Consider the following 18297-nt stretch of genomic DNA (forward strand, 5'->3'; position numbering starts at 1 on the left):
GCAGGAGAATGGCGGGCGACAAGGACGCCGCGGGACGCGAAGCCGTCCCGGCGGCGGTCGGGCGAGGAGAGGTGGAGCGATGCGGATCGGCCTGGTGGGTCTGGGCAGGATGGGCGCGAACATGCGCGACCGGATGCGGAACGCGGGGATCGAGGTCACCGGCTACGACCGGAACCCCGAGGTCTCCGACGTCGCGTCGCTGGCCGAGCTCGTCGAGGCGCTGCCCGCCGGCGAGCGCGTCGTGTGGGTCATGGTTCCGGCCGGCGCCGTCACGCACTCCGTGATCGAGGAGCTCGGCGGCCTGCTGGCCGAGGGCGACCTGGTCATCGACGGCGGCAACTCGTACTTCGGCGACGACAAGGGTCACGCCGAGCAGCTGGGCGCGAAGGGCGTGCACTTCGTCGACGTCGGCGTCTCCGGCGGCGTCTGGGGCCTGGCCAACGGCTACGGCCTCATGGTCGGCGGCGACGCCGCGCAGGTCGAGCGGGTCATGCCGGTGTTCGACGCGCTGCGCCCCGAGGGCCCCCGCGAGGAGGGCTTCGTGCACGCGGGCGCCGTCGGCGCCGGGCACTACGCCAAGATGGTGCACAACGGCATCGAGTACGGCCTCATGCAGGCGTACGCCGAGGGCTACGAGCTGCTCGCCGCCAAGGACATCGTCACCGACGTCGCCGGCACCATGAAGGCCTGGCAGCGCGGCACGGTCGTCCGCTCCTGGCTGCTCGAGCTGCTGGTCAAGGCGCTCGAGGAGGACCAGGCGTTCGAGGCGATCGACGACTGGGTCGCCGACTCGGGCGAGGGCCGCTGGACCGTGGACGAGGCGATCGAGGCCGCCGTCCCGCTGCCCGTCATCACGGCCGCGCTGTTCGCCCGGTTCCAGTCCCGCCAGGAGCAGTCCCCCGCGATGAAGGCGGTCGCGGCGCTGCGCCAGCAGTTCGGCGGCCACGCGGTGAAGGCCGCGGGCGCCCCCATCTCCGGCGACGCCCCGTCCGGCGTGCGCTCGGAGGGCTGACGCCCCGCCGATGTACGTCTCGCACCTGTCCCTGACGGACTTCCGGTCGTACCACCAGGTCGACCTCACCTTCGAGCCCGGGATCACCGCGCTCGTCGGGCCGAACGGGCAGGGCAAGACCAACCTCGTCGAGGCGATCGGCTACGTCTCGACGTTCTCCAGCCACCGCGTGCCGACCGACGCCCCGCTCGTGCGAGCCGGGGCGTCGGCGGCCGTGGTGCGCTCGCGCATCGTGCGCGCGCAGGACGACGGCTCGGAGCGCGCGCTCGTCATCGAGGCGCAGCTCGGCTCCGGCCGGTCGAACCGCGTGAAGCTCAACGGCGCCCCGTCCCGGGCCCGCGACGTGGTGGGTGCCCTGCGCTCGGTGCTGTTCGCGCCCGAGGACCTGGCGCTCGTCAAGGGCGACCCGGACGGGCGCCGGCGGTTCGTCGACGAGCTGGCGGTGCAGGTGACGCCCCGGCTCGCGGGCGTGTTCTCCGAGTACGACCGGGTCGTGAAGCAGCGCACCGCCCTGCTGAAGTCCGCGGCCGGGTTCCGGGGGTCCCGGTCGAACCTCGACCTCAGCACCCTCGACGTCTGGGACGCCAAGCTCGCGGAGCTCGGCGCGCACGTCATCGTCGCCCGGCAGGCCGTGGTCGCCGCGCTCGACCCCTACGTCGAGGACGCGTACGAGCGGGTCAGCGACGGCCAGGGTGCCGCGCAGGTCGGCTACCGGTCCTCGCTCGCCGCGGCGCTGGCCGGGGCGGACGCCGACCGCGACACGCTGCCGCCCGTCGCCGGGCCCGCCCAGCCCGGGGCCGACTCCGCCACGCCCGCCCGCGCCGTCGAGGCCCAGATGCTCGAGGCGCTGGCCCGGGTCCGGCCCAAGGAGCTCGAGCGCGGGGTCTGCCTGGTCGGCCCGCACCGCGACGACCTGGTGCTCACGCTCGGGGACCTGCCCGCCAAGGGGTACGCAAGCCACGGCGAGTCCTGGTCCGTCGCCCTGGCCCTGCGGCTCGCGTCCTACGAGCTGCTGACGAACGGCCCGCGGCCCGGCACGACCGAGGACGCCGCGCAGCTGTGGGTCGCGGACTCCGGGCCGGACGGCGAGCCCGTGCTCATGCTGGACGACGTGTTCGCCGAGCTCGACGCGAAGCGGCGCGAGCGGCTGGCCGAGATGGTGGCCGGCGCGCGGCAGGTGTTCGTCACGGCGGCGGTCCCGGGCGACGTGCCCGAGCGGCTGGCCGGCTCGCGCTACGACGTGGTGGCGTCGGAGGTCGCCCGTGTCGCCTGACGACGTGCCCTTCCCCGGGGGCGCCGAGGCCGCCGACCGCGGTCCCGCGACGGCCCCGGACGCGGACGACGCCCCGACGTTCGACCCCGCCGTCCCGGTCTCCGAGCAGCTCGAGGTGACGCCGGCCGCCCAGATGGCCCGGCTCTCGCTGGCCCGGTTCCGCTCGGTGGCCCGGTCGAAGGGCTACCGCCCGGGCCAGGCGCCCCGCGCGCGGTCGCCGCTCTCCCCCGCGGAGCTCGGCGGCGCCGGCGTGCACCCGCGCGACCCGCTGACCGTGTCCGCGACGATGGCCTCGCTGTTCCGGGACCGCGGCTGGGTGCAGGAGGTGTCGGTCGGCGGCGTCGTCGGTCGGTGGCGCGAGGTCGTCGGGGACCAGATCGCCGACCACTGCACGCCGGAGACCTTCACCGAGGGGGTGCTGGTGGTCCGGACCGACTCCTCGGCGTGGGCGCAGCAGCTCAAGATGCTGGCCCCGCAGCTCGTCCGGCGGATGGCCGAGGACGTCGGCGAGGGCGTCGTGAAGGACGTGCGGGTGCTCGGCCCGCAGGGGCCGGGCTTCGGCAAGGGTCGCCGCTCCGTGAAGGGCCGCGGGCCCCGGGACACCTGGGGCTGACCGGACGGCGCTCTCCCCCGCGCCACGACGCGGCGGAGCGCGTCCACAGGCAAGGCGGTTCGCAGGGGTTTCCGGCCCGGGGCCGGGTACACTGGGAATCGACATCTCTGGCGCGTCTGCGCCGGTCCAGGACGCACGATCTCCGTCGTCGTGGAGTGATCCGCCCTCCCGCGCGGAGGACGGCCGCCTCCGCCGCGTGTGAGAACTGAGGAGCACCACCGCCCGTGGCTGACCAGAGCCCCTCCACCGGACCTGATTCCTCCGCACCCGGGGGGACGGTGAACGGGACTCCCGCCTACGACGCGTCCGCGATCACCGTGCTCGAGGGCCTCGAGGCGGTCCGCAAGCGTCCCGGCATGTACATCGGCTCCACCGGCGAGCGCGGCCTGCACCACCTGGTCTACGAGGTCGTCGACAACTCCGTGGACGAGGCCCTCGCCGGTTACTGCGACCACATCGAGGTCACGCTGCTCGCCGACGGCGGCGTCCGCGTCGTCGACAACGGCCGCGGCATCCCCGTCGCGATCCACCCCACCGAGGGCCGGCCGACGGTCGAGGTCGTCATGACGATCCTGCACGCCGGCGGCAAGTTCGGCGGCGGCGGCTACGCCGTGTCGGGCGGCCTGCACGGCGTCGGCATCTCCGTGGTGAACGCCCTGTCCACCAAGGTGCAGACCGTCGTCAAGCGCGACGGCTACACCTGGGAGCAGGACTTCGCGGACGGCGGCAAGCCGAACGGCGAGCTCCGCAAGGGCGAGGCCACCGAGGAGACCGGCACGTCGCAGACGTTCTGGGCCGACCCCAGCATCTTCGAGACCGTGGAGTACGACTTCGAGACGCTGCGCTCCCGGTTCCAGCAGATGGCGTTCCTCAACAAGGGCCTGCAGATCTCGCTGACCGACGAGCGCCCGCAGCACGGTGACACCGAGGACGAGGTGGCCGGCGCGGCGGACACGGACACGGAGCCGTCGATCGCGGCCCGCACCGTCACCTACAAGTACGACGGCGGCCTGGTCGACTACGTGAAGCACCTGAACTCGGCGAAGAAGGTCGACCTGGTGCACCCCGAGGTCATCGACTTCGAGGCCGAGGACACCGAGCGCAAGATCTCCGTCGAGGTCGCGATGCAGTGGACCAGCGCCTACTCCGAGTCGGTGCACACCTACGCGAACACCATCTCCACCACCGAGGGCGGCACGCACGAGGAGGGCTTCCGCGCGGCGATGACCTCGCTGGTCAACCGCTACGCGCGCGACAAGGGCATCCTCAAGGAGAAGGACGACAACCTCACGGGCGACGACATCCGCGAGGGCCTCACCGCCGTCGTGTCGATCAAGCTCGGCGAGCCGCAGTTCGAGGGCCAGACCAAGACCAAGCTGGGCAACACGGAGGCCAAGACCTTCGTGCAGCGCGTGGTCAACGAGCAGTTCGGCGACTGGCTGGACTCGCACCCGAACGAGGCCAAGGACGTCATCCGCAAGGCCATCCAGGCGTCCCAGGCGCGGCTCGCCGCGCGCAAGGCCCGCGAGGCCACCCGCCGCAAGGGCCTGCTCGAGTCCAACTCGATGCCCGGGAAGCTCAAGGACTGCCAGTCCAACAACCCGGCCGAGTGCGAGATCTTCATCGTCGAGGGCGACTCCGCCGGCGGCTCCGCCGTCCGCGGCCGCAACCCGCAGACCCAGGCGATCCTCCCGCTGCGCGGCAAGATCCTCAACGTCGAGCGGGCGCGCCTCGACCGCGCGCTCGGCAACGCCGAGGTCCAGGCCCTGATCACCGCGTTCGGCACCGGCATCGGCGAGGACTTCGACCTGTCCAAGCTGCGGTACCACAAGATCGTCCTCATGGCCGACGCCGACGTCGACGGCCAGCACATCCGGACGCTGCTGCTCACGCTGCTCTACCGGTACATGCCGGAGCTGATCCTCAAGGGCCACGTCTACATGGCGCAGCCCCCGCTGTTCCGCATCAAGTGGTCGAACGCGCCGCACGACTACGTGTACTCGGACCGCGAGCGGGACGCCGTGCTCGCCGACGGCCAGGCCAACGGCAAGCGGATCCCGAAGGACAACGGCATCCAGCGGTACAAGGGTCTCGGCGAGATGGACTACTCGGAGCTCTGGGAGACCACCATGGCGCCGGAGCACCGGACGCTGCTGCAGGTCACGCTCGACGAGGCGGCCGCGGCGGACGAGATCTTCTCGGTGCTCATGGGCGAAGACGTCGAGTCCCGCCGCTCGTTCATCCAGCGCAACGCGCGCGACGTGCGGTTCCTGGACATCTGACCGCGCCCTGACCCTCCGCACGACCCCGGCGCACGCCGCGCGCCGGGTCCGTCCCACCGAAGGACCCTGACCTGTGACTGAGCTGACCGGCGACAACATCGAGCACGGCCGCATCGACCAGGTGGACCTGCAGCTCGAGATGCAGCGGTCCTACCTGGACTACGCGATGGCCGTCATCGTGGGCCGCGCGCTCCCGGACGTCCGCGACGGCCTCAAGCCGGTGCACCGCCGCGTCCTCTACGCGATGTACGACGGCGGCTACCGGCCCGACCGGCAGTTCTCCAAGTGCTCGCGCGTCGTCGGCGACGTCATGGGCAAGTACCACCCGCACGGCGACACGGCGATCTACGACGCCCTGGTCCGCCTGGTGCAGGACTGGTCGCTGCGGTACCCGCTGGTCGCCGGCCAGGGGAACTTCGGCTCCCCCGGCGACGACCCGGCCGCCGCCCCGCGGTACACCGAGTGCAAGATGGCGCCGCTGGCCATGGAGATGGTCCGGGACATCGACGAGGACACCGTCGACTTCCAGGACAACTACGACGGCCGCACCCAGGAGCCGTCGATCCTGCCCTCGCGGTTCCCGAACCTGCTGGTCAACGGCTCCGCCGGCATCGCGGTCGGCATGGCGACCAACATCCCGCCGCACAACCTGCGCGAGGTCGCCGAGGGCGTCCGCTGGCACCTCGACAACCCCGAGGCGTCCAAGGAGGAGCTGCTCGCCGCGCTGCTCACCCGCGTGAAGGGCCCCGACTTCCCCACCGGCGCCACGATCCTCGGTCACCGGGGCATCGAGGAGGCGTACCGGACGGGCCGCGGCTCGATCACGATGCGCGCCGTCGTCGAGGTCGAGGAGATCCAGGGCCGGATCTGCCTCGTCGTCACCGAGCTGCCCTACCAGGTCAACCCGGACACCCTGGCCAAGAAGATCGCCGACCTGGTGCGCGAGAACCGCGTCCAGGGCATCGCGGACATCCGCGACGAGACCTCCGGCCGCACCGGCCAGCGCCTGGTCATCGTGCTCAAGCGCGACGCCGTCGCCAAGGTCGTGCTGAACAACCTGTACAAGCACACCCAGCTGCAGGACACGTTCGGCGCCAACATGCTCGCGCTGGTGGACGGCGTGCCCCGCACGCTCAGCCTGGACGCGTTCATCCGGCACTGGACGACCCACCAGCTCGACGTCATCGTCCGGCGGACGAACTTCCGGCTGCGCAAGGCCGAGGAGCAGATCCACATCTACCGCGGCTACCTCAAGGCGCTGGACGCGCTCGACGAGGTCATCGCGCTCATCCGCCGCTCCCCCGACGCCGACGAGGCGCGCTCGGGCCTGATGGCACTCCTGGACATCGACGAGGTCCAGGCCAACGCGATCCTCACCCTGCAGCTCCGCCGTCTGGCCGCCCTCGAGCGCCAGCGCATCCTCGACGAGTACGCCAAGCTCGAGCAGGAGATCCTCGGCTACCGGGCGATCCTCGAGTCCCCCGAGCGCCAGCGCGGGATCGTGCGCGAGGAGATGGACGAGATCGTCGACAAGTACGGCGACGAGCGCCGCACGACGATCCTGCCCTTCGACGGCGAGGTGTCGGTCGAGGACCTCATCGCCGAGGAGGAGATGGTCGTCACCATCACCCGCGGCGGCTACGCCAAGCGGACCCGCTCGGACAACTACCGGGCCCAGCGCCGCGGCGGCAAGGGCGTGCGCGGCGCGCAGCTGCGCGAGGACGACATCGTCGACCACTTCTTCGTGACGACGACGCACCACTGGCTGCTGTTCTTCACGAACCTCGGCCGCGTCTACCGGGCCAAGGCGTACGAGCTCCCCGAGGGCGGCCGCGACGCCAAGGGCCAGCACGTCGCCAACCTGCTCGCGTTCCAGCCGGGCGAGAAGATCGCCCAGGTCCTGGACCTGCGCGACTACGAGCAGGCCGAGTTCCTGGTCCTCGCGACCAAGCGCGGCCTGGTCAAGAAGACCCGGCTGGCGGAGTACGACTCCAACCGCTCCGGCGGCGTCATCGCGATCAACCTGCGCGAGGACGAGGACGGCCTGCCCGACGAGCTGGTGTCGGCGCGGATCGTGGACTCGGTCAACGACCTGATCCTGGTGTCCCGCAAGGGCCAGTCGCTGCGGTTCACCGCGACGGACGAGGCGCTGCGGCCGATGGGCCGGGCCACGTCCGGCGTCACCGGCATGAAGTTCCGCGCCGACGACGAGCTGCTCGCGATGGACGTCGTCCGCGAGGAGGCGTTCCTGTTCACGGTGACCCAGGGCGGCATCGCCAAGCGCACCGCGCTCACCGTGGAGAACTACCGGGTCCAGGGCCGCGGCGGCCTCGGCATCAAGGTCGCCAACCTCCCCGAGGCGAACGGCGACCTGGTCGGTGCGCTGGTCACGGACGCGGACGACGAGGTGCTGGTCATCATGGAGCGCGGCAAGATCGTCCGCTCCGCGACCTCCGAGGTGAACGCCACGGGCCGCACGACCCAGGGCGTGATCTTCGCCAAGCCCGACAACGGGGACCGGATCATCGCGGTCGCGCGGAACATCGAGCGTCACCTCGGTGACGAGGCGGGTACCGTGGGTGAGTCGGGCGAGCCGGACGTGACCACGTCCGCGGCCCTCGAGGACACCAGCGCCACCACAGCTCCGGACGCCCCGGTGGCTGACGAGACCTCCGAGGAGGACGCGTGACCGACACGCCTCCGTCGATCCCGCCCCGCAAGGGCGACGCCGGCGACAAGCCGACCGGCCGCACCGCCACCGAGCAGGCCGAGCGCGCCACCGCGCCGGCCGCGAAGAAGGCGCCGGCCGCGGCCTCCCCCGCGGCCAAGGGCCCGGCGACCAAGGCCACGCCGGCCGCCACCCAGGGCGGGTCCGGGCGCACGTCCGCCGCCGCGGCGACGACCACCACGCAGGAGCCGGTCCGGCCGGCTGCGGCCGCGGGCGGGTCGTCGACCTCCGGCGCGGCGGCAGGTGCCGCGGGTGCCTCTGCGGGTGCCTCCGCCCCCAAGCCCGGGGCGGGCAAGGCCGGCGCCACCGCGGCGCGGCCCTCCGGGACCTCCGCGCTCGGCGGCTCCGGCCCGCGCCGGGTGCGGCTCGCGGTCTCGCGCGTCGACCCGTGGTCGGTCATGAAGCTGTCGTTCCTCATGTCCGTCGCGATCGGCATCATGATCGTCGTCGCGACCGCCGTCGTGTGGATCACGCTCGACTCGCTGCACGTCTTCGCGACGATCAACGACCTCGTCACCGAGATCCTCGCCGACTCGAACATCGACCTCATGCAGTACGTCGAGTTCGACCGCGTGCTCTCGATCGCCACGCTGGTCGCGGTCGTGGACATCTTCCTCATCACGGCGCTCGCCACCATCGGCGCGTTCCTGTACAACATCACCGCCGCGCTGGTCGGTGGCGTGCACGTCACGATGACGGACGAGTGAACCCCGGTTTGGGCGGGACGCCCCGGCTGGGGTAGTCTCGTCCGGCACGCCAGCACGCTGGCGTGCGGAGGGCCTATAGCTCAGACGGTTAGAGCGCTTCCCTGATAAGGAAGAGGTCAGAGGTTCAAGTCCTCTTAGGCCCACTCCCGAAGCCCCGTGGAGGAATCCATGAAGAAGCTGCTGCTCCTCGCGGCGGTCGCCGCCGCGGGCTACGTCCTCTGGACGCGGTACGCCGCCGAGCGCGACGACCGCGACCTGTGGGCCGAGGTCACCGACTCGGTCGAGTAGACCTCCGCTCCTCTCCGCCGCCGCCTGCCGCGGCCGGAAACCGGCCGTCCCGCCCGCGGGCGGGACCGCGCGGGGCCATGGCGCAATTGGTAGCGCACCTGCTTTGCAAGCAGGGGGTTAGGGGTTCGAGTCCCCTTGGCTCCACCACGCACGTCAGCGGCCCGGCACCCCCGAGGGGTGCCGGGCCGCTCTGGCGTCCTCGGGGCCGTTCAGGCGCCCGTGGAGCCCTCGTCGGTGCCCTCGGCGGCCGTGTCCGGCTTCTTCGGCGCCGCGCGGCGCGGAGTCGCCTTCTTGGCCGCCTCGGTGACCTTCTCGGTGGCGTCGGCGACGCGCTCCTCGGCCGCCTCGCGGACCTCCGCGACGCGCTCGGCGGCCTTGTGGGTCGCCTCGCGACCGCGGGCCACGGCCTCGCCGGCGGCCTGGCCGACCGCGTCCGCCGCGTCGCCCGCGCGGGCGCGCAGCTGGTCGGCGGCGGGGGCCTCGGGCTCCCACGGCTCGGCCCACGGGTCGGTCGTCGTGCGCGAGCGGGTCCACGCGAACACCGCGGCACCGGCGCCGAGGATCGTGGCGAACAGGAAGAAGCGCTTGGCACCCTTGTGCTGCTTCTTCTCGGCCGCCTTCGCCGCGGCGGCGGCAGCGGCGGCCGCCTTCGCGGCCTGCTTCTTCGCCTTGCCCGAGCCGGTCTCGACGACCTGCTCGACCGTGGCGCCGGCGCGCTCGGCCGCCTCGTTCACGGCCTGGACGAGCTTGGGCAGCAGGTCGTCGACGAGCTTGTCGTGCGCCGTGTCGATGACGGGGCTCGCCTTGACGGCGGCCTTCTCCACGCGCGGGGCCGCGGCCTTGACGCTCTCCTTGTACAGGTGGTCGATCCGCGGGATCAGCCACTCGACGGCCGCCTCCACGCGGGGCTGCGTCCACTCGATGGCGTGTCCGGCGGCGCCCTTGGCGGCGACCGCCGCCTCGCCCGCCTGCACCTTCGCGGTGGCGGCGAGCTTGCCGGCGCCGTCCGCGGCCTTGCTGCCCGCGTCCGCGAGGGCGGCGCCGACGTCGGCGGCCTGGCCCTTCAGGCGCTCGGACGTCAGGTGGTCGGTGACGGTCTCGATCTTGCTCCGTCGGGTCAGGAAGGCCATGTCCACACTCTCCTGCTCGGGCTGGTCAGGTGGCTCCCCACTCTGCCACCGTCCGGCCTCCCGCGCAGGTGGCAGCGCTGTGTTCGTCCGGGGAGAACACCGGTTCCTCACCCGGCCGACCCACACGTCCGCGTGACAGGATGGCGGGCATGCACGCGACCCTGCACACGAACCGTGGCGACATCCGCCTGGAGCTCTTCGAGAACCACGCCCCGAAGACCGTGGAGAACTTCCGCGGCCTCGCGACCGGTGAGAAGGAGTGGACCGACCCGGCGACGGGCGAGCCGCGCACCGGCTCCCCGCTGTACGACGGCGTCATCTTCCACCGCGTCATCGACGGCTTCATGATCCAGGGCGGCGACCCGCTCGGGCGTGGGACCGGCGGCCCCGGCTACACCTTCGACGACGAGATCCACCCCGAGCTGCGGTTCTCCGAGCCGTACCTGCTCGCGATGGCCAACGCCGGCCTCCGCCGCGACCCGATCACGGGCCAGGTGGGCGGCACGAACGGCTCGCAGTTCTTCATCACCGTGACCGAGACGCCGCACCTCAACGGCAAGCACACGATCTTCGGCAAGGTCGTCGACGCGGAGAGCCGCGCCGTCGTGGACGCGATCGCCACCACCCGCACCCGCCCGGGCGACCGCCCGGTCGAGGACGTGGTGATCGAGTCGGTCTCGTTCGAGTCCTGACGCCTCGATGACCCAACCGCAGCCGGGCCCTGCGCCCACACCCCCGCCCGTCTGCCCGCGGCACCCCGACCGCATCGCGTACGTGCGGTGCCAGCGGTGCGGCCGGCCGACCTGCCCGGAGTGCCAGCGCCCGGCTGCGGTGGGCATCCAGTGCGTCGACTGCGTGCGCGACGCGCAGCGCCAGCAGCGGCCGGCGCGGACCGCGTTCGGCGGCCGCGTCACCGGCGGGCGCCCCGTCGTCACGCTCACGCTGATCGGGCTGTGCGTCGTGAGCTACGTGCTCCAGCTCACGAGCGACACCTGGACCCGGGACCTCGCGTTCGCGCCGTTCATCGGCGAGGCCGAGCCGTGGCGGTTCCTCACGGCCGCGTTCCTGCACTCGACCGGCAACATCGCGCACATCGCGTTCAACATGATCGCGCTGTGGTCGGTCGGCCCGTTCCTCGAGGCCTCGCTGGGCCGGTGGCGCTTCCTCGCGCTCTACCTGCTGAGCGCCGTCGGCGGCTCGGTGATGGTGCTGCTGCTGGCCTCGCCGGTCGAGCTGTCCTGGGTGACCGGCGTCGTCGGCGCGTCGGGGGCCGTGTTCGGCCTGTTCGGGGCGGTCCTGGTCGTCCTGCGCCGCGTGGGGCGGTCCGCGGGCGGCATCGTCGCCGTCATCGCCATCAACGCCGTGCTCGGCTTCGTCCTGCCGGGCGTGGCCTGGCAGGCGCACCTCGGCGGCCTGCTCGTGGGCGCCGCGCTCGGCGCGGCCTTCGCCTACGCCCCGCGGGAGCGGCGGACGCTCGTCGCGGTCGGGTCGTGCGCCGCGGTCGCCGTCCTGCTGGTCGGTGCCGCCGTGGTCACCTACGCGGGGGTCTGAGACCGATCCCCAACGATGCTCACAGGTGTGGAATTACACCGGTGTAGTTATCCACAGGGTTGTGCACCGCTGGGGACAGGGCCGCCGATCGCGCCGATCTGCCGCGGATTCACCGGGGGACGGGCTGGGGACAACCGGGCCGTGCCTGGGGACAGCGGTCGGGGACAGCGCCGCGGGGCGCAAGCCGACATCCGGTCGGCGGGCGCGCGCACCGGTGCCGGGCCGGGCGACGTCACCGTCCGCCCGGCCGCGGCCGGGCGGTCACTTCCAGCGGGTGGCCATCCCGAGGCCGACCAGCGCGAACGCGAAGCCGATCGCGAGGTTCCACGACCCGATCCCGGGGATCGGGAAGTCGAAGTTCGTCAGGTAGGTGACGACGATCCACACCAGGCCGACGAGGAGCAGGCCGCCGAGCACGGGCACGAACCACGGCGGGTTGACCGTGGGGCCGGACGAGCGCTCGGTGGGCGCGGTGTAGTGCGACTTCTGCCGCGTCCTGGACTTGGGCACGGGATGCTCCTGACGTCGACCGTCTAGCTCGGCGGATCCGGCCCGCGCCGCGCTGCGGACGCGCGCACGGAGCCGCGTGGACGTGGCCTAGCGTAGTGGCGGAGAACCGAGGGGGATGAGCGTGCCCGAGCAGCACCCTGAGCGTCGGGCCCACGGGGTCCACGCGGCGCCGGCAGCGCCGGACGACCCGGGCGCGCCCGGGGGACCGTCCGCCCCGCCCGACGCGCCCTCCGGAGCCTCGTCGCCCACCCAGCCGTCGGCCCGGCTGCGCGCCGCGCGCGAGCACGCCCAGCACCGCATCCAGCGGCACCGCCGGGGTCGCGCGCTGCGCGGCACGCTGTCGATCGGCCTGGTCATGGCCCTGGCGGGCGCGCTGTTCACCGCGAACGCCCGGCTCGCCAGCGGGACCGACACCCGGCAGCCGCAGGACCTGGCCGGGCTGCAGGCCAACGAGGACGTCCGCCGGGAGCGGCTGGCCGACCAGGTGGCCGCGCTGCGGTCCGAGGTCGACGCGCTCACGCAGACCCAGACCGACTCGGTGGGCCTGGAGTGGCAGTCGGCGGGGGAGGCGTTCGACATCGCCTCCGGCAAGGTGGCGGTGACGGGGACGGGCATCACCGTGAGCCTCGACGACGCCCCCGCGGACGGGCCGCGTCCCGCCGGAGCCGGTCCCGACGACCTCGTCGTGCACCAGCAGGACCTCCAGGCGGTCATCAACGCCCTGTGGGCCGGGGGAGCGGAGGCGATGGCCCTCATGGACCAGCGCGTCATCTCCACCAGCGCGTTCCAGTGCATCGGCAACGTGCTGTCGCTCCAGGGTCGCCGGTACTCGCCCCCGTACGTCGTCACCGCCGTGGGCGACCCCGAGGAGCTGCTCGACGCGCTCGCCGGGGACCCCGCCGTCCGCGCCTACCGGTCCTGGGTGGACGCCGTCGGGCTCGGGTACCAGGTCACCCGCCCCGAGCAGGGCGTGCAGGTGCCCGCCTACGATGGCTCGGTCGACATGCGGTACGCCAGCGTGCCGTCCGGCACCGAGGTCCTCCCGGGTCTCGTCGCCGACGGGAGCACCGCCACGAGCACCGGGGCGGGTCCCGCCGCGCGTCAGGAGGACACCGAGGGATGAGCGGGACCGAGACCACCCGGCCCGACGCGGACGGCCGCGACGCCGGCCCGGTCGGGTCCGGCGCGGGCGGAGGGCGGCGCGCGGGCCGGTCGCGCGACCGGCAGCCGTCGCGCGGGGGCGGCGTCGTCCTCGGCGCCGTCGGCGTCCTCGGCGAGCTGCTGATCACCGCGGGCGTGCTGCTGCTGGCGTTCCTCGCGTGGCAGCTGTGGTGGACGGACGTCGAGTCGAACCGCGAGCAGGCCCAGCTCGTCCAGGAGCAGGGCTGGGACGAGCCCCTGGAGCCGCTGGCGTCCGACGGCCCCGCGATCGTCACGCCGCGGTACGACGAGCCGCCTGTCATGGCCGAGCCCGAGTACCTCACGACGTTCGCGTCCATGCGCGTGCCGCGCTGGGACGGCGAGCCGACCCGCACCATCACGCAGGGCACCGACCGGCCGAACGTCCTCAACCCGCTCGGCGTCGGGCACTACGAGGGCACCGCGATGCCCGGCGGCGTCGGCAACTTCTCGCTGGCCGCGCACCGCACGACGTACGGCAAGCCGTTCAACCGGATCGCGGAGCTCCAGGAGGGCGACCCGATCGTGGTGTGGACCGAGGACACCTGGTACGTCTACCGCGTGACGTCGTCGCAGATCGTCATGCCCGACGACGTGCAGGTCATCGCCCCGGTACCCGACCAGCCGGACGCCGAGCCGACCGAGCGCTTCATCACCCTGACGACCTGCCACCCGATGTTCTCCGCGCGGGAGCGGTACATCGTGCACGGCGTCCTGGACTACTGGGCACCCGTCTCCGAGGGCGTGCCCGCCGAGCTCGCGGAGGTCTCCTGATGTACGGGTGGCTGTGGCGGCACCTGCCCGGGCCGGCCCTGGTGCGCGTCCTGATCCTGCTGGTCCTCGCCGTGGCCGTCCTGGCCGCGTGCTTCGTGTGGGTGTTCCCCTGGCTCGCCCCGTACATGCCGTTCAACGACACCACCGTGGGGGAGGGCTGACGATGAGCCGCATCCTGGTCGTCGACAACTACGACTCGTTCGTCTACACGATCGTCGGGTACCTGGACCAGCTCGGTGCCGAGACCGTCGTCGTGCGGAACGATGCCGTGCCGCCGGTCTCCGAGCGCGGGGAGTTCGACGGGGTCCTCGTGTCGCCGGGCCCGGGCACGCCGTCCGAGGCCGGCGCGTCCATGCAGGTGATCCGGGACTGCGCCGAGTCCGGCACGCCCATGCTCGGGGTCTGCCTCGGGCACCAGGCGCTCGGCGAGGTGTTCGGCGGCACCGTCACGCACGCCCCGGAGCTGATGCACGGCAAGACCAGCCTGGTGTCCCACGAGGGGCACGGTGTCTTCGAGGGCCTGCCGACGCCGTTCACCGCGACCCGGTACCACTCGCTGGCCGTCGTCGACGACACCGTCTCGGCCGACCTCGAGGTCACCGCGCGGGCGAACGGCATCATCATGGGCCTGCAGCACCGGACGCTCCCGCTGCACGGCGTCCAGTTCCACCCGGAGAGCGTCCTGACGGAGGGCGGCCACCGCCTCCTGGCGAACTGGCTGACCCTGACGGGCGAGTCGGACGCGGTCGCCCGCTCCGCGGGCCTCCACCCCCTGGTCCGCCCGTAGGCCCTGCTGCGCGCTTTCCGCTGCGGGCCGGCTGAGCACCGAGTTCGGTGTGTGCAGCCGAGTTCGGTGGCAGGAAGCACCGAACTCGGCCGGAGCCACCGAACTCGCGGGCTGCGCACCGGTGGACGGTTTGCGCCGGCCGAGCCGTCCACAGGCGTGCGGGACGCACGCAGGTGCTCCGATCTGGGGACCGCGAGGAGAGCCCCGGAGGCGCGGGCGCCAGCCTGGGGACATGAGCCCCTCGAGCCCCGTTCTGAACCACCCGCCCTCGACCGCCGAGCGAGGGGACCCCGTCGCAGCGACCGCCTGCCCCGGGACCGCGCGGCGTCCCGATGACCGGCCACCCGGTCGCGCGTGGACCGCTGTCGTGCGACCGGGCGTCCCGGAGGTCGTGCTCGCCGCAGACGTACCCGTGGAGGACCTGCAGCGACGGCTCCGTCACGGGACGCTCGTCCGCGTCGGACGCGGAGCATACGCGCCGCCCTGCGAGGGCCTCAGTCCCCACGACACCGCCCTGCACCTGCTGCTGTGCCGCGCGGCCGCGGTGCACGCGCGCCGGACCGGGGAGCACTGGTTCAGCCACACCACCGCAGCCGTGCTCTGGGGCTGCTCCCTGGTCACCGTGCCCCGGCACGTGGACGTCACCGGGCCCGTCCGCCGGCGCGCGGTCCGGACGGATCGGCCCGACGGCGTGCGTGACCACTTCGCGGCGATGTCGACGGGTGACGTGAGCCGGTCGCTCGCGCTTCCGACCACCTCGCTGGAGCGCACCGTCGTCGACTGCGCCGCGACGCTCCCGGGCGCGCACGGACTCGCCGTCGCCGACTCGGGGCTGCGTGCGGGAGCCGACCCGGCCGAGCTCCGCCGGATCGTCGAGCGTCGGGCCGGGAGCCCCGGGATCCGCCGTGCGCGCCTCGTGCTCGGCATGGCCGACGCCCGGGCGGAGTCGGTCGGCGAGTCCCGGCTCCGGTGGATCCTCGCCGCGTCCGGGTCGCCCCTCCCCGATCTGCAGGTGCCCGTCCGGACCGCCGGCGGGTGGCGGTGGGTCGACGTGGGCTGGCCGGAGGAGCGGGTGGCGGTGGAGTTCGACGGCCGCGTGAAGTACGGCACGGACGGCCGTGCGGCAGCCGACGCGCTGTTCCAGGAGAAGCGTCGGCAGCACGCGATCGAGGACGAGGGCTGGACGGTTCTCCGCGTGACCTGGCCTGACCTGGACCGCCCGGCGGAGGTGGTGCAGCGCGTCCGCCGCGCCCTGCGATCCGCTCGTCGACGCCGCGGCTGACGCGGCCGCTCGGGGGTCCTCGTCGGTTCGGTGCTTCCAGCCCAGTTCGGTGGCTGGGGGCACCGAACTCGGCTGGGGGTACCGAACTCGTCGCGATGGTGGCGCGGGTGCGAGGGGAGAGACGACGCGGGCCCCGATCCGCCCGGAGGGGATCGGGGCCCGCAGGCCGAGCCGGGTGCCGGTGCTCAGCCGTCGTTGCCGTTGCCGCCGCCGTTGCCCTGGTTGCCGCCCGTCGGGTTCGGGCCCGAGGACAGGGTCAGGGTGACCGTGCTGTTGAGCGGGACCGTCGAGCCCGCGCGCGGGTCGGACGACAGCACCACCCCGGCGGGCTGGCTGGACGGGTCGTCGGAGGACACGGCGTCGACCTGGAGGCCCAGGCCCTGGAGCTGCGCGGTGGCGTCCGCCTCGGACTTGCCGACGATGTCGTTCGGGATGGTGACGGTCGTCGGGGCGGTGGCGATCACGAGGTTCACCGTCGTGCCCTGCGGCACGAGGCCCGCGGCGCGGTCCTGACGGATCACGGTGCCGGGGGCGACGTCCGCGCTCTCCTCGGACGAGGTGTTGGCCGTCAGCTTGAGGCCGTTCAGCGTCTCCTTCGCGGCGTCCTCCGTCTGACCGGCGAGGTCCGGGAGCTGGACCAGTCCCGAGGAGATCACGAGCGTCACCGACGACCCCTCGGCGACCGACTGCGTCGCGCCGGGCTCGGTGCCCAGCGCCCGCCCCTCGGGCTGCGCGGGGTTGTCGTCCTCGCGGACGGTGCCCACGACCAGGCCGGCGTCGGTGAGCTGCTGCCTCGCCTGGTCCTGGGTCAGCCCGGAGACGTCCGGCACCGTGACGGCGTTCGGCCCGGTGGACACCCACATGGTCACCGAGGAGCCGTCCTCGGCCTCCGTGCCGCCGGCCGGGTCGGTGCGCGTGACCGAGCCCTCGGGCACGTCGGCGCTGGCCTCGGCCTGCCGGTCCACCTCGAAGCCCGCGCCGGTCAGTGCCGTGGTCGCGTCCGCCTCGGCCTGACCGGTGACGGTCGGCACGGTGACCATCTCGACGGGTGGCTCCCGGTCCTGCGTCAGCAGCCAGATGAGGCCGCCCACCGCCAGGACCGCGATCACGCTGAGCGTGATCCACAGCCACCGCTTGGACTTCTTCTCCTCCTCCGGCTCCTCGTCGGTCTGCGCGGGCAGCACCGACGTGCCGGGGCCGGTCGGCGCCCACGCGGGGGCGTCGCCGGGCATGACCTGCGTCGCGGCCGCGTCGGGCGCGAGGACCTGCGTCGCGGCGCCGGCGCCCAGCGCCGCGGCGGCCACGGCGGGCGCGGACACGGCACCGCCGCGGGCGGCGGCCTCGAGGTCGGCGCGGAACTCGGCGGCGGACGAGTAGCGGGCGTCCCGCTCCTTGGCCAGCGCCTTCGCGGTGATGCGGTCGAGCACCTCGGGCACGTCGGAGGCGACCGACGACGGCGCCGGGGCGATCTCGCGGACGTGCTGGTAGGCGACGGCCACGGGGGAGTCGCCGATGAACGGCGGGCGCCCGGTGAGCAGCTCGAACAGCAGGCAGCCGGCCGAGTACAGGTCGGAGCGGGCGTCGACGGTCTCGCCGCGGGCCTGCTCGGGCGACAGGTACTGCGCGGTGCCGATGACGGCCTGGGTCTGCGTCATGGTGGCCGCGGAGTCGGCGACGGCGCGCGCGATGCCGAAGTCCATCACCTTGACGGCGCCCGTGGGGGTCAGCATGACGTTCGCCGGCTTGATGTCGCGGTGCACGATGCCCGCGTGGTGGGAGTACTCGAGCGCCGACAGCACGCCGGCGGTGATCTCGATGGCCTCCTCGATCGGCACGGCCTGGCCGTCGCGGAGGATGTCGCGGACCGTGTGGCCCTCGACATACTCCATGACGATGAACGGCACGTGCGCGGTCGCGCCCGTGGGCTCGGTGTACACGTCCTCGCCGGTGTCGTACACGGCGACGATGGACGGGTGGTTGAGCCCCGCCGCGGCCTGCGCCTCGCGGCGGAACCTCGCCTGGAACGACGGGTCGCGCGCGAGGTCGGAGCGCAGGATCTTGATCGCCACGGTGCGCCCGAGGCGCGCGTCGTGCCCGATGTGCACCTCGGCCATGCCACCACGGCCGATGAGCTCACCGACCTCGTACCGTCCGGCGAGGATCCGGGATCCGTCGTCCACC

17 protein-coding genes and 2 tRNA genes are annotated in these 18297 nt (G+C 73.2%); 16 read left to right on the forward strand and 3 right to left on the reverse strand.

Annotated elements, in window-relative coordinates; translation table 11 throughout:
- Window positions 1–79: 79 nt before the first annotated feature.
- From gnd to KVT14_RS03180, 9 genes are all read left to right on the forward strand, one after another.
- A complete protein-coding gene (gene gnd, locus KVT14_RS03140) occupies window positions 80–1012 on the forward strand; it encodes a phosphogluconate dehydrogenase (NAD(+)-dependent, decarboxylating) (RefSeq protein WP_217614328.1) in 933 nt (310 codons plus the stop codon).
- A 10-nt stretch (window positions 1013–1022) separates the two neighbouring features.
- Window positions 1023–2285, forward strand: a complete 1263-nt coding sequence (gene recF / locus KVT14_RS03145) for a DNA replication/repair protein RecF (RefSeq protein WP_217614329.1) — start codon at window positions 1023–1025, stop codon at window positions 2283–2285.
- Window positions 2286–2289: 4 nt separating this feature from the next.
- Window positions 2290–2898: a DciA family protein gene (locus KVT14_RS03150; protein WP_308160859.1), complete on the forward strand. Its 609-nt coding sequence runs from the start codon at window positions 2290–2292 to the stop codon at window positions 2896–2898.
- Window positions 2899–3176: 278 nt separating this feature from the next.
- The gene (gyrB, locus tag KVT14_RS03155; RefSeq protein WP_308160860.1) at window positions 3177–5180 is read left to right on the forward strand and encodes a DNA topoisomerase (ATP-hydrolyzing) subunit B; all 2004 of its coding nucleotides are present in this window, start codon (window positions 3177–3179) and stop codon (window positions 5178–5180) included.
- A gap of 73 nt (window positions 5181–5253) precedes the next feature.
- Window positions 5254–7869: a DNA gyrase subunit A gene (gene gyrA, locus KVT14_RS03160; protein ID WP_217614331.1), complete on the forward strand. Its 2616-nt coding sequence runs from the start codon at window positions 5254–5256 to the stop codon at window positions 7867–7869.
- Window positions 7866–8615 (forward strand): DUF3566 domain-containing protein, encoded by a 750-nt coding sequence (locus KVT14_RS23370; protein ID WP_217614332.1) that lies wholly within the window; start codon window positions 7866–7868, stop codon window positions 8613–8615. The genes gyrA and KVT14_RS23370 overlap by 4 nt, the downstream gene beginning before the upstream one ends.
- Window positions 8616–8684: 69 nt before the next feature.
- Window positions 8685–8758, forward strand: a tRNA-Ile gene (locus KVT14_RS03170).
- A 25-nt stretch (window positions 8759–8783) separates the two neighbouring features.
- Window positions 8784–8903, forward strand: a complete 120-nt coding sequence (locus KVT14_RS03175) for a DLW-39 family protein (RefSeq protein WP_210417409.1) — start codon at window positions 8784–8786, stop codon at window positions 8901–8903.
- A gap of 71 nt (window positions 8904–8974) precedes the next feature.
- Window positions 8975–9050: transfer RNA gene (locus KVT14_RS03180), tRNA-Ala, on the forward strand.
- A gap of 62 nt (window positions 9051–9112) precedes the next feature.
- Here the strand turns inward: KVT14_RS03180 and KVT14_RS03185 are convergent.
- Window positions 9113–10033, reverse strand: a complete 921-nt coding sequence (locus tag KVT14_RS03185; RefSeq protein WP_217614333.1) for a hypothetical protein — start codon at window positions 10031–10033, stop codon at window positions 9113–9115.
- 149 nt (window positions 10034–10182) lie between these two features.
- On the opposite strand from KVT14_RS03185, the gene KVT14_RS03190 reads away from it, so the two are divergent.
- Window positions 10183–10725: a peptidylprolyl isomerase gene (locus KVT14_RS03190; protein ID WP_147795090.1), complete on the forward strand. Its 543-nt coding sequence runs from the start codon at window positions 10183–10185 to the stop codon at window positions 10723–10725.
- Between the two features lie 163 nt (window positions 10726–10888).
- Window positions 10889–11584, forward strand: a complete 696-nt coding sequence (locus tag KVT14_RS03195; protein ID WP_308160862.1) for a rhomboid family intramembrane serine protease — start codon at window positions 10889–10891, stop codon at window positions 11582–11584.
- 261 nt (window positions 11585–11845) lie between these two features.
- Here KVT14_RS03195 and KVT14_RS03200 read toward each other — a convergent pair whose 3' ends face one another.
- Window positions 11846–12094, reverse strand: a complete 249-nt coding sequence (locus KVT14_RS03200; protein ID WP_217614335.1) for a cell division protein CrgA — start codon at window positions 12092–12094, stop codon at window positions 11846–11848.
- A gap of 121 nt (window positions 12095–12215) precedes the next feature.
- Between KVT14_RS03200 and KVT14_RS03205 the strand changes: the two genes are divergently transcribed.
- The 5 genes from KVT14_RS03205 to KVT14_RS03225 all read left to right on the forward strand — a co-directional run bounded on the left by KVT14_RS03205 (window position 12216) and on the right by KVT14_RS03225 (window position 16116).
- Window positions 12216–13217, forward strand: coding sequence for a DUF881 domain-containing protein (locus KVT14_RS03205; RefSeq protein WP_308160863.1), 1002 nt, complete (start codon window positions 12216–12218; stop codon window positions 13215–13217).
- Window positions 13214–14047, forward strand: a complete 834-nt coding sequence (locus tag KVT14_RS03210; protein WP_217614336.1) for a class E sortase — start codon at window positions 13214–13216, stop codon at window positions 14045–14047. Before KVT14_RS03205 ends, KVT14_RS03210 begins: the two co-directional genes overlap by 4 nt.
- Window positions 14047–14208: a hypothetical protein gene (locus tag KVT14_RS03215; protein WP_166938077.1), complete on the forward strand. Its 162-nt coding sequence runs from the start codon at window positions 14047–14049 to the stop codon at window positions 14206–14208. Before KVT14_RS03210 ends, KVT14_RS03215 begins: the two co-directional genes overlap by 1 nt.
- A 2-nt stretch (window positions 14209–14210) precedes the next feature.
- Window positions 14211–14834 carry an aminodeoxychorismate/anthranilate synthase component II gene (locus KVT14_RS03220; protein ID WP_217614337.1) on the forward strand — a complete coding sequence of 208 codons (624 nt, stop codon included), beginning with the start codon at window positions 14211–14213 and terminating at the stop codon, window positions 14832–14834.
- A 367-nt stretch (window positions 14835–15201) separates the two neighbouring features.
- The gene (locus KVT14_RS03225) at window positions 15202–16116 is read left to right on the forward strand and encodes a hypothetical protein (protein ID WP_217614338.1); all 915 of its coding nucleotides are present in this window, start codon (window positions 15202–15204) and stop codon (window positions 16114–16116) included.
- A 185-nt stretch (window positions 16117–16301) separates the two neighbouring features.
- Here the strand turns inward: KVT14_RS03225 and pknB are convergent, their stop codons facing one another.
- Window positions 16302–18296 carry a Stk1 family PASTA domain-containing Ser/Thr kinase gene (gene pknB / locus KVT14_RS03230; protein WP_308160864.1) on the reverse strand — a complete coding sequence of 665 codons (1995 nt, stop codon included), beginning with the start codon at window positions 18294–18296 and terminating at the stop codon, window positions 16302–16304.
- Between the last annotated feature and the right edge of the window lies 1 nt (window position 18297).

It is taken from the genome of Cellulomonas sp. GbtcB1, assembly GCF_019091725.1.
In the GTDB taxonomy this organism is placed as follows: domain Bacteria; phylum Actinomycetota; class Actinomycetes; order Actinomycetales; family Cellulomonadaceae; genus Cellulomonas.

Excerpts from the sequence above, each read along its gene's own strand:
- gnd (WP_217614328.1), top strand. The coding sequence starts at position 80 with ATGCGGATCGGCCTGGTGGGTCTGGGCAGGATGGGCGCGAACATGCGC.
- KVT14_RS03215 (WP_166938077.1), top strand. The coding sequence starts at position 14,047 with ATGTACGGGTGGCTGTGGCGGCACCTGCCCGGGCCGGCCCTGGTGCGC.
- KVT14_RS03185 (WP_217614333.1), bottom strand. The coding sequence starts at position 10,033 with ATGGCCTTCCTGACCCGACGGAGCAAGATCGAGACCGTCACCGACCAC.
- recF (WP_217614329.1), top strand. The coding sequence starts at position 1,023 with ATGTACGTCTCGCACCTGTCCCTGACGGACTTCCGGTCGTACCACCAG.
- KVT14_RS03190 (WP_147795090.1), top strand. The coding sequence starts at position 10,183 with ATGCACGCGACCCTGCACACGAACCGTGGCGACATCCGCCTGGAGCTC.
- KVT14_RS03220 (WP_217614337.1), top strand. The coding sequence starts at position 14,211 with ATGAGCCGCATCCTGGTCGTCGACAACTACGACTCGTTCGTCTACACG.
- KVT14_RS03210 (WP_217614336.1), top strand. The coding sequence starts at position 13,214 with ATGAGCGGGACCGAGACCACCCGGCCCGACGCGGACGGCCGCGACGCC.
- KVT14_RS03175 (WP_210417409.1), top strand. The coding sequence starts at position 8,784 with ATGAAGAAGCTGCTGCTCCTCGCGGCGGTCGCCGCCGCGGGCTACGTC.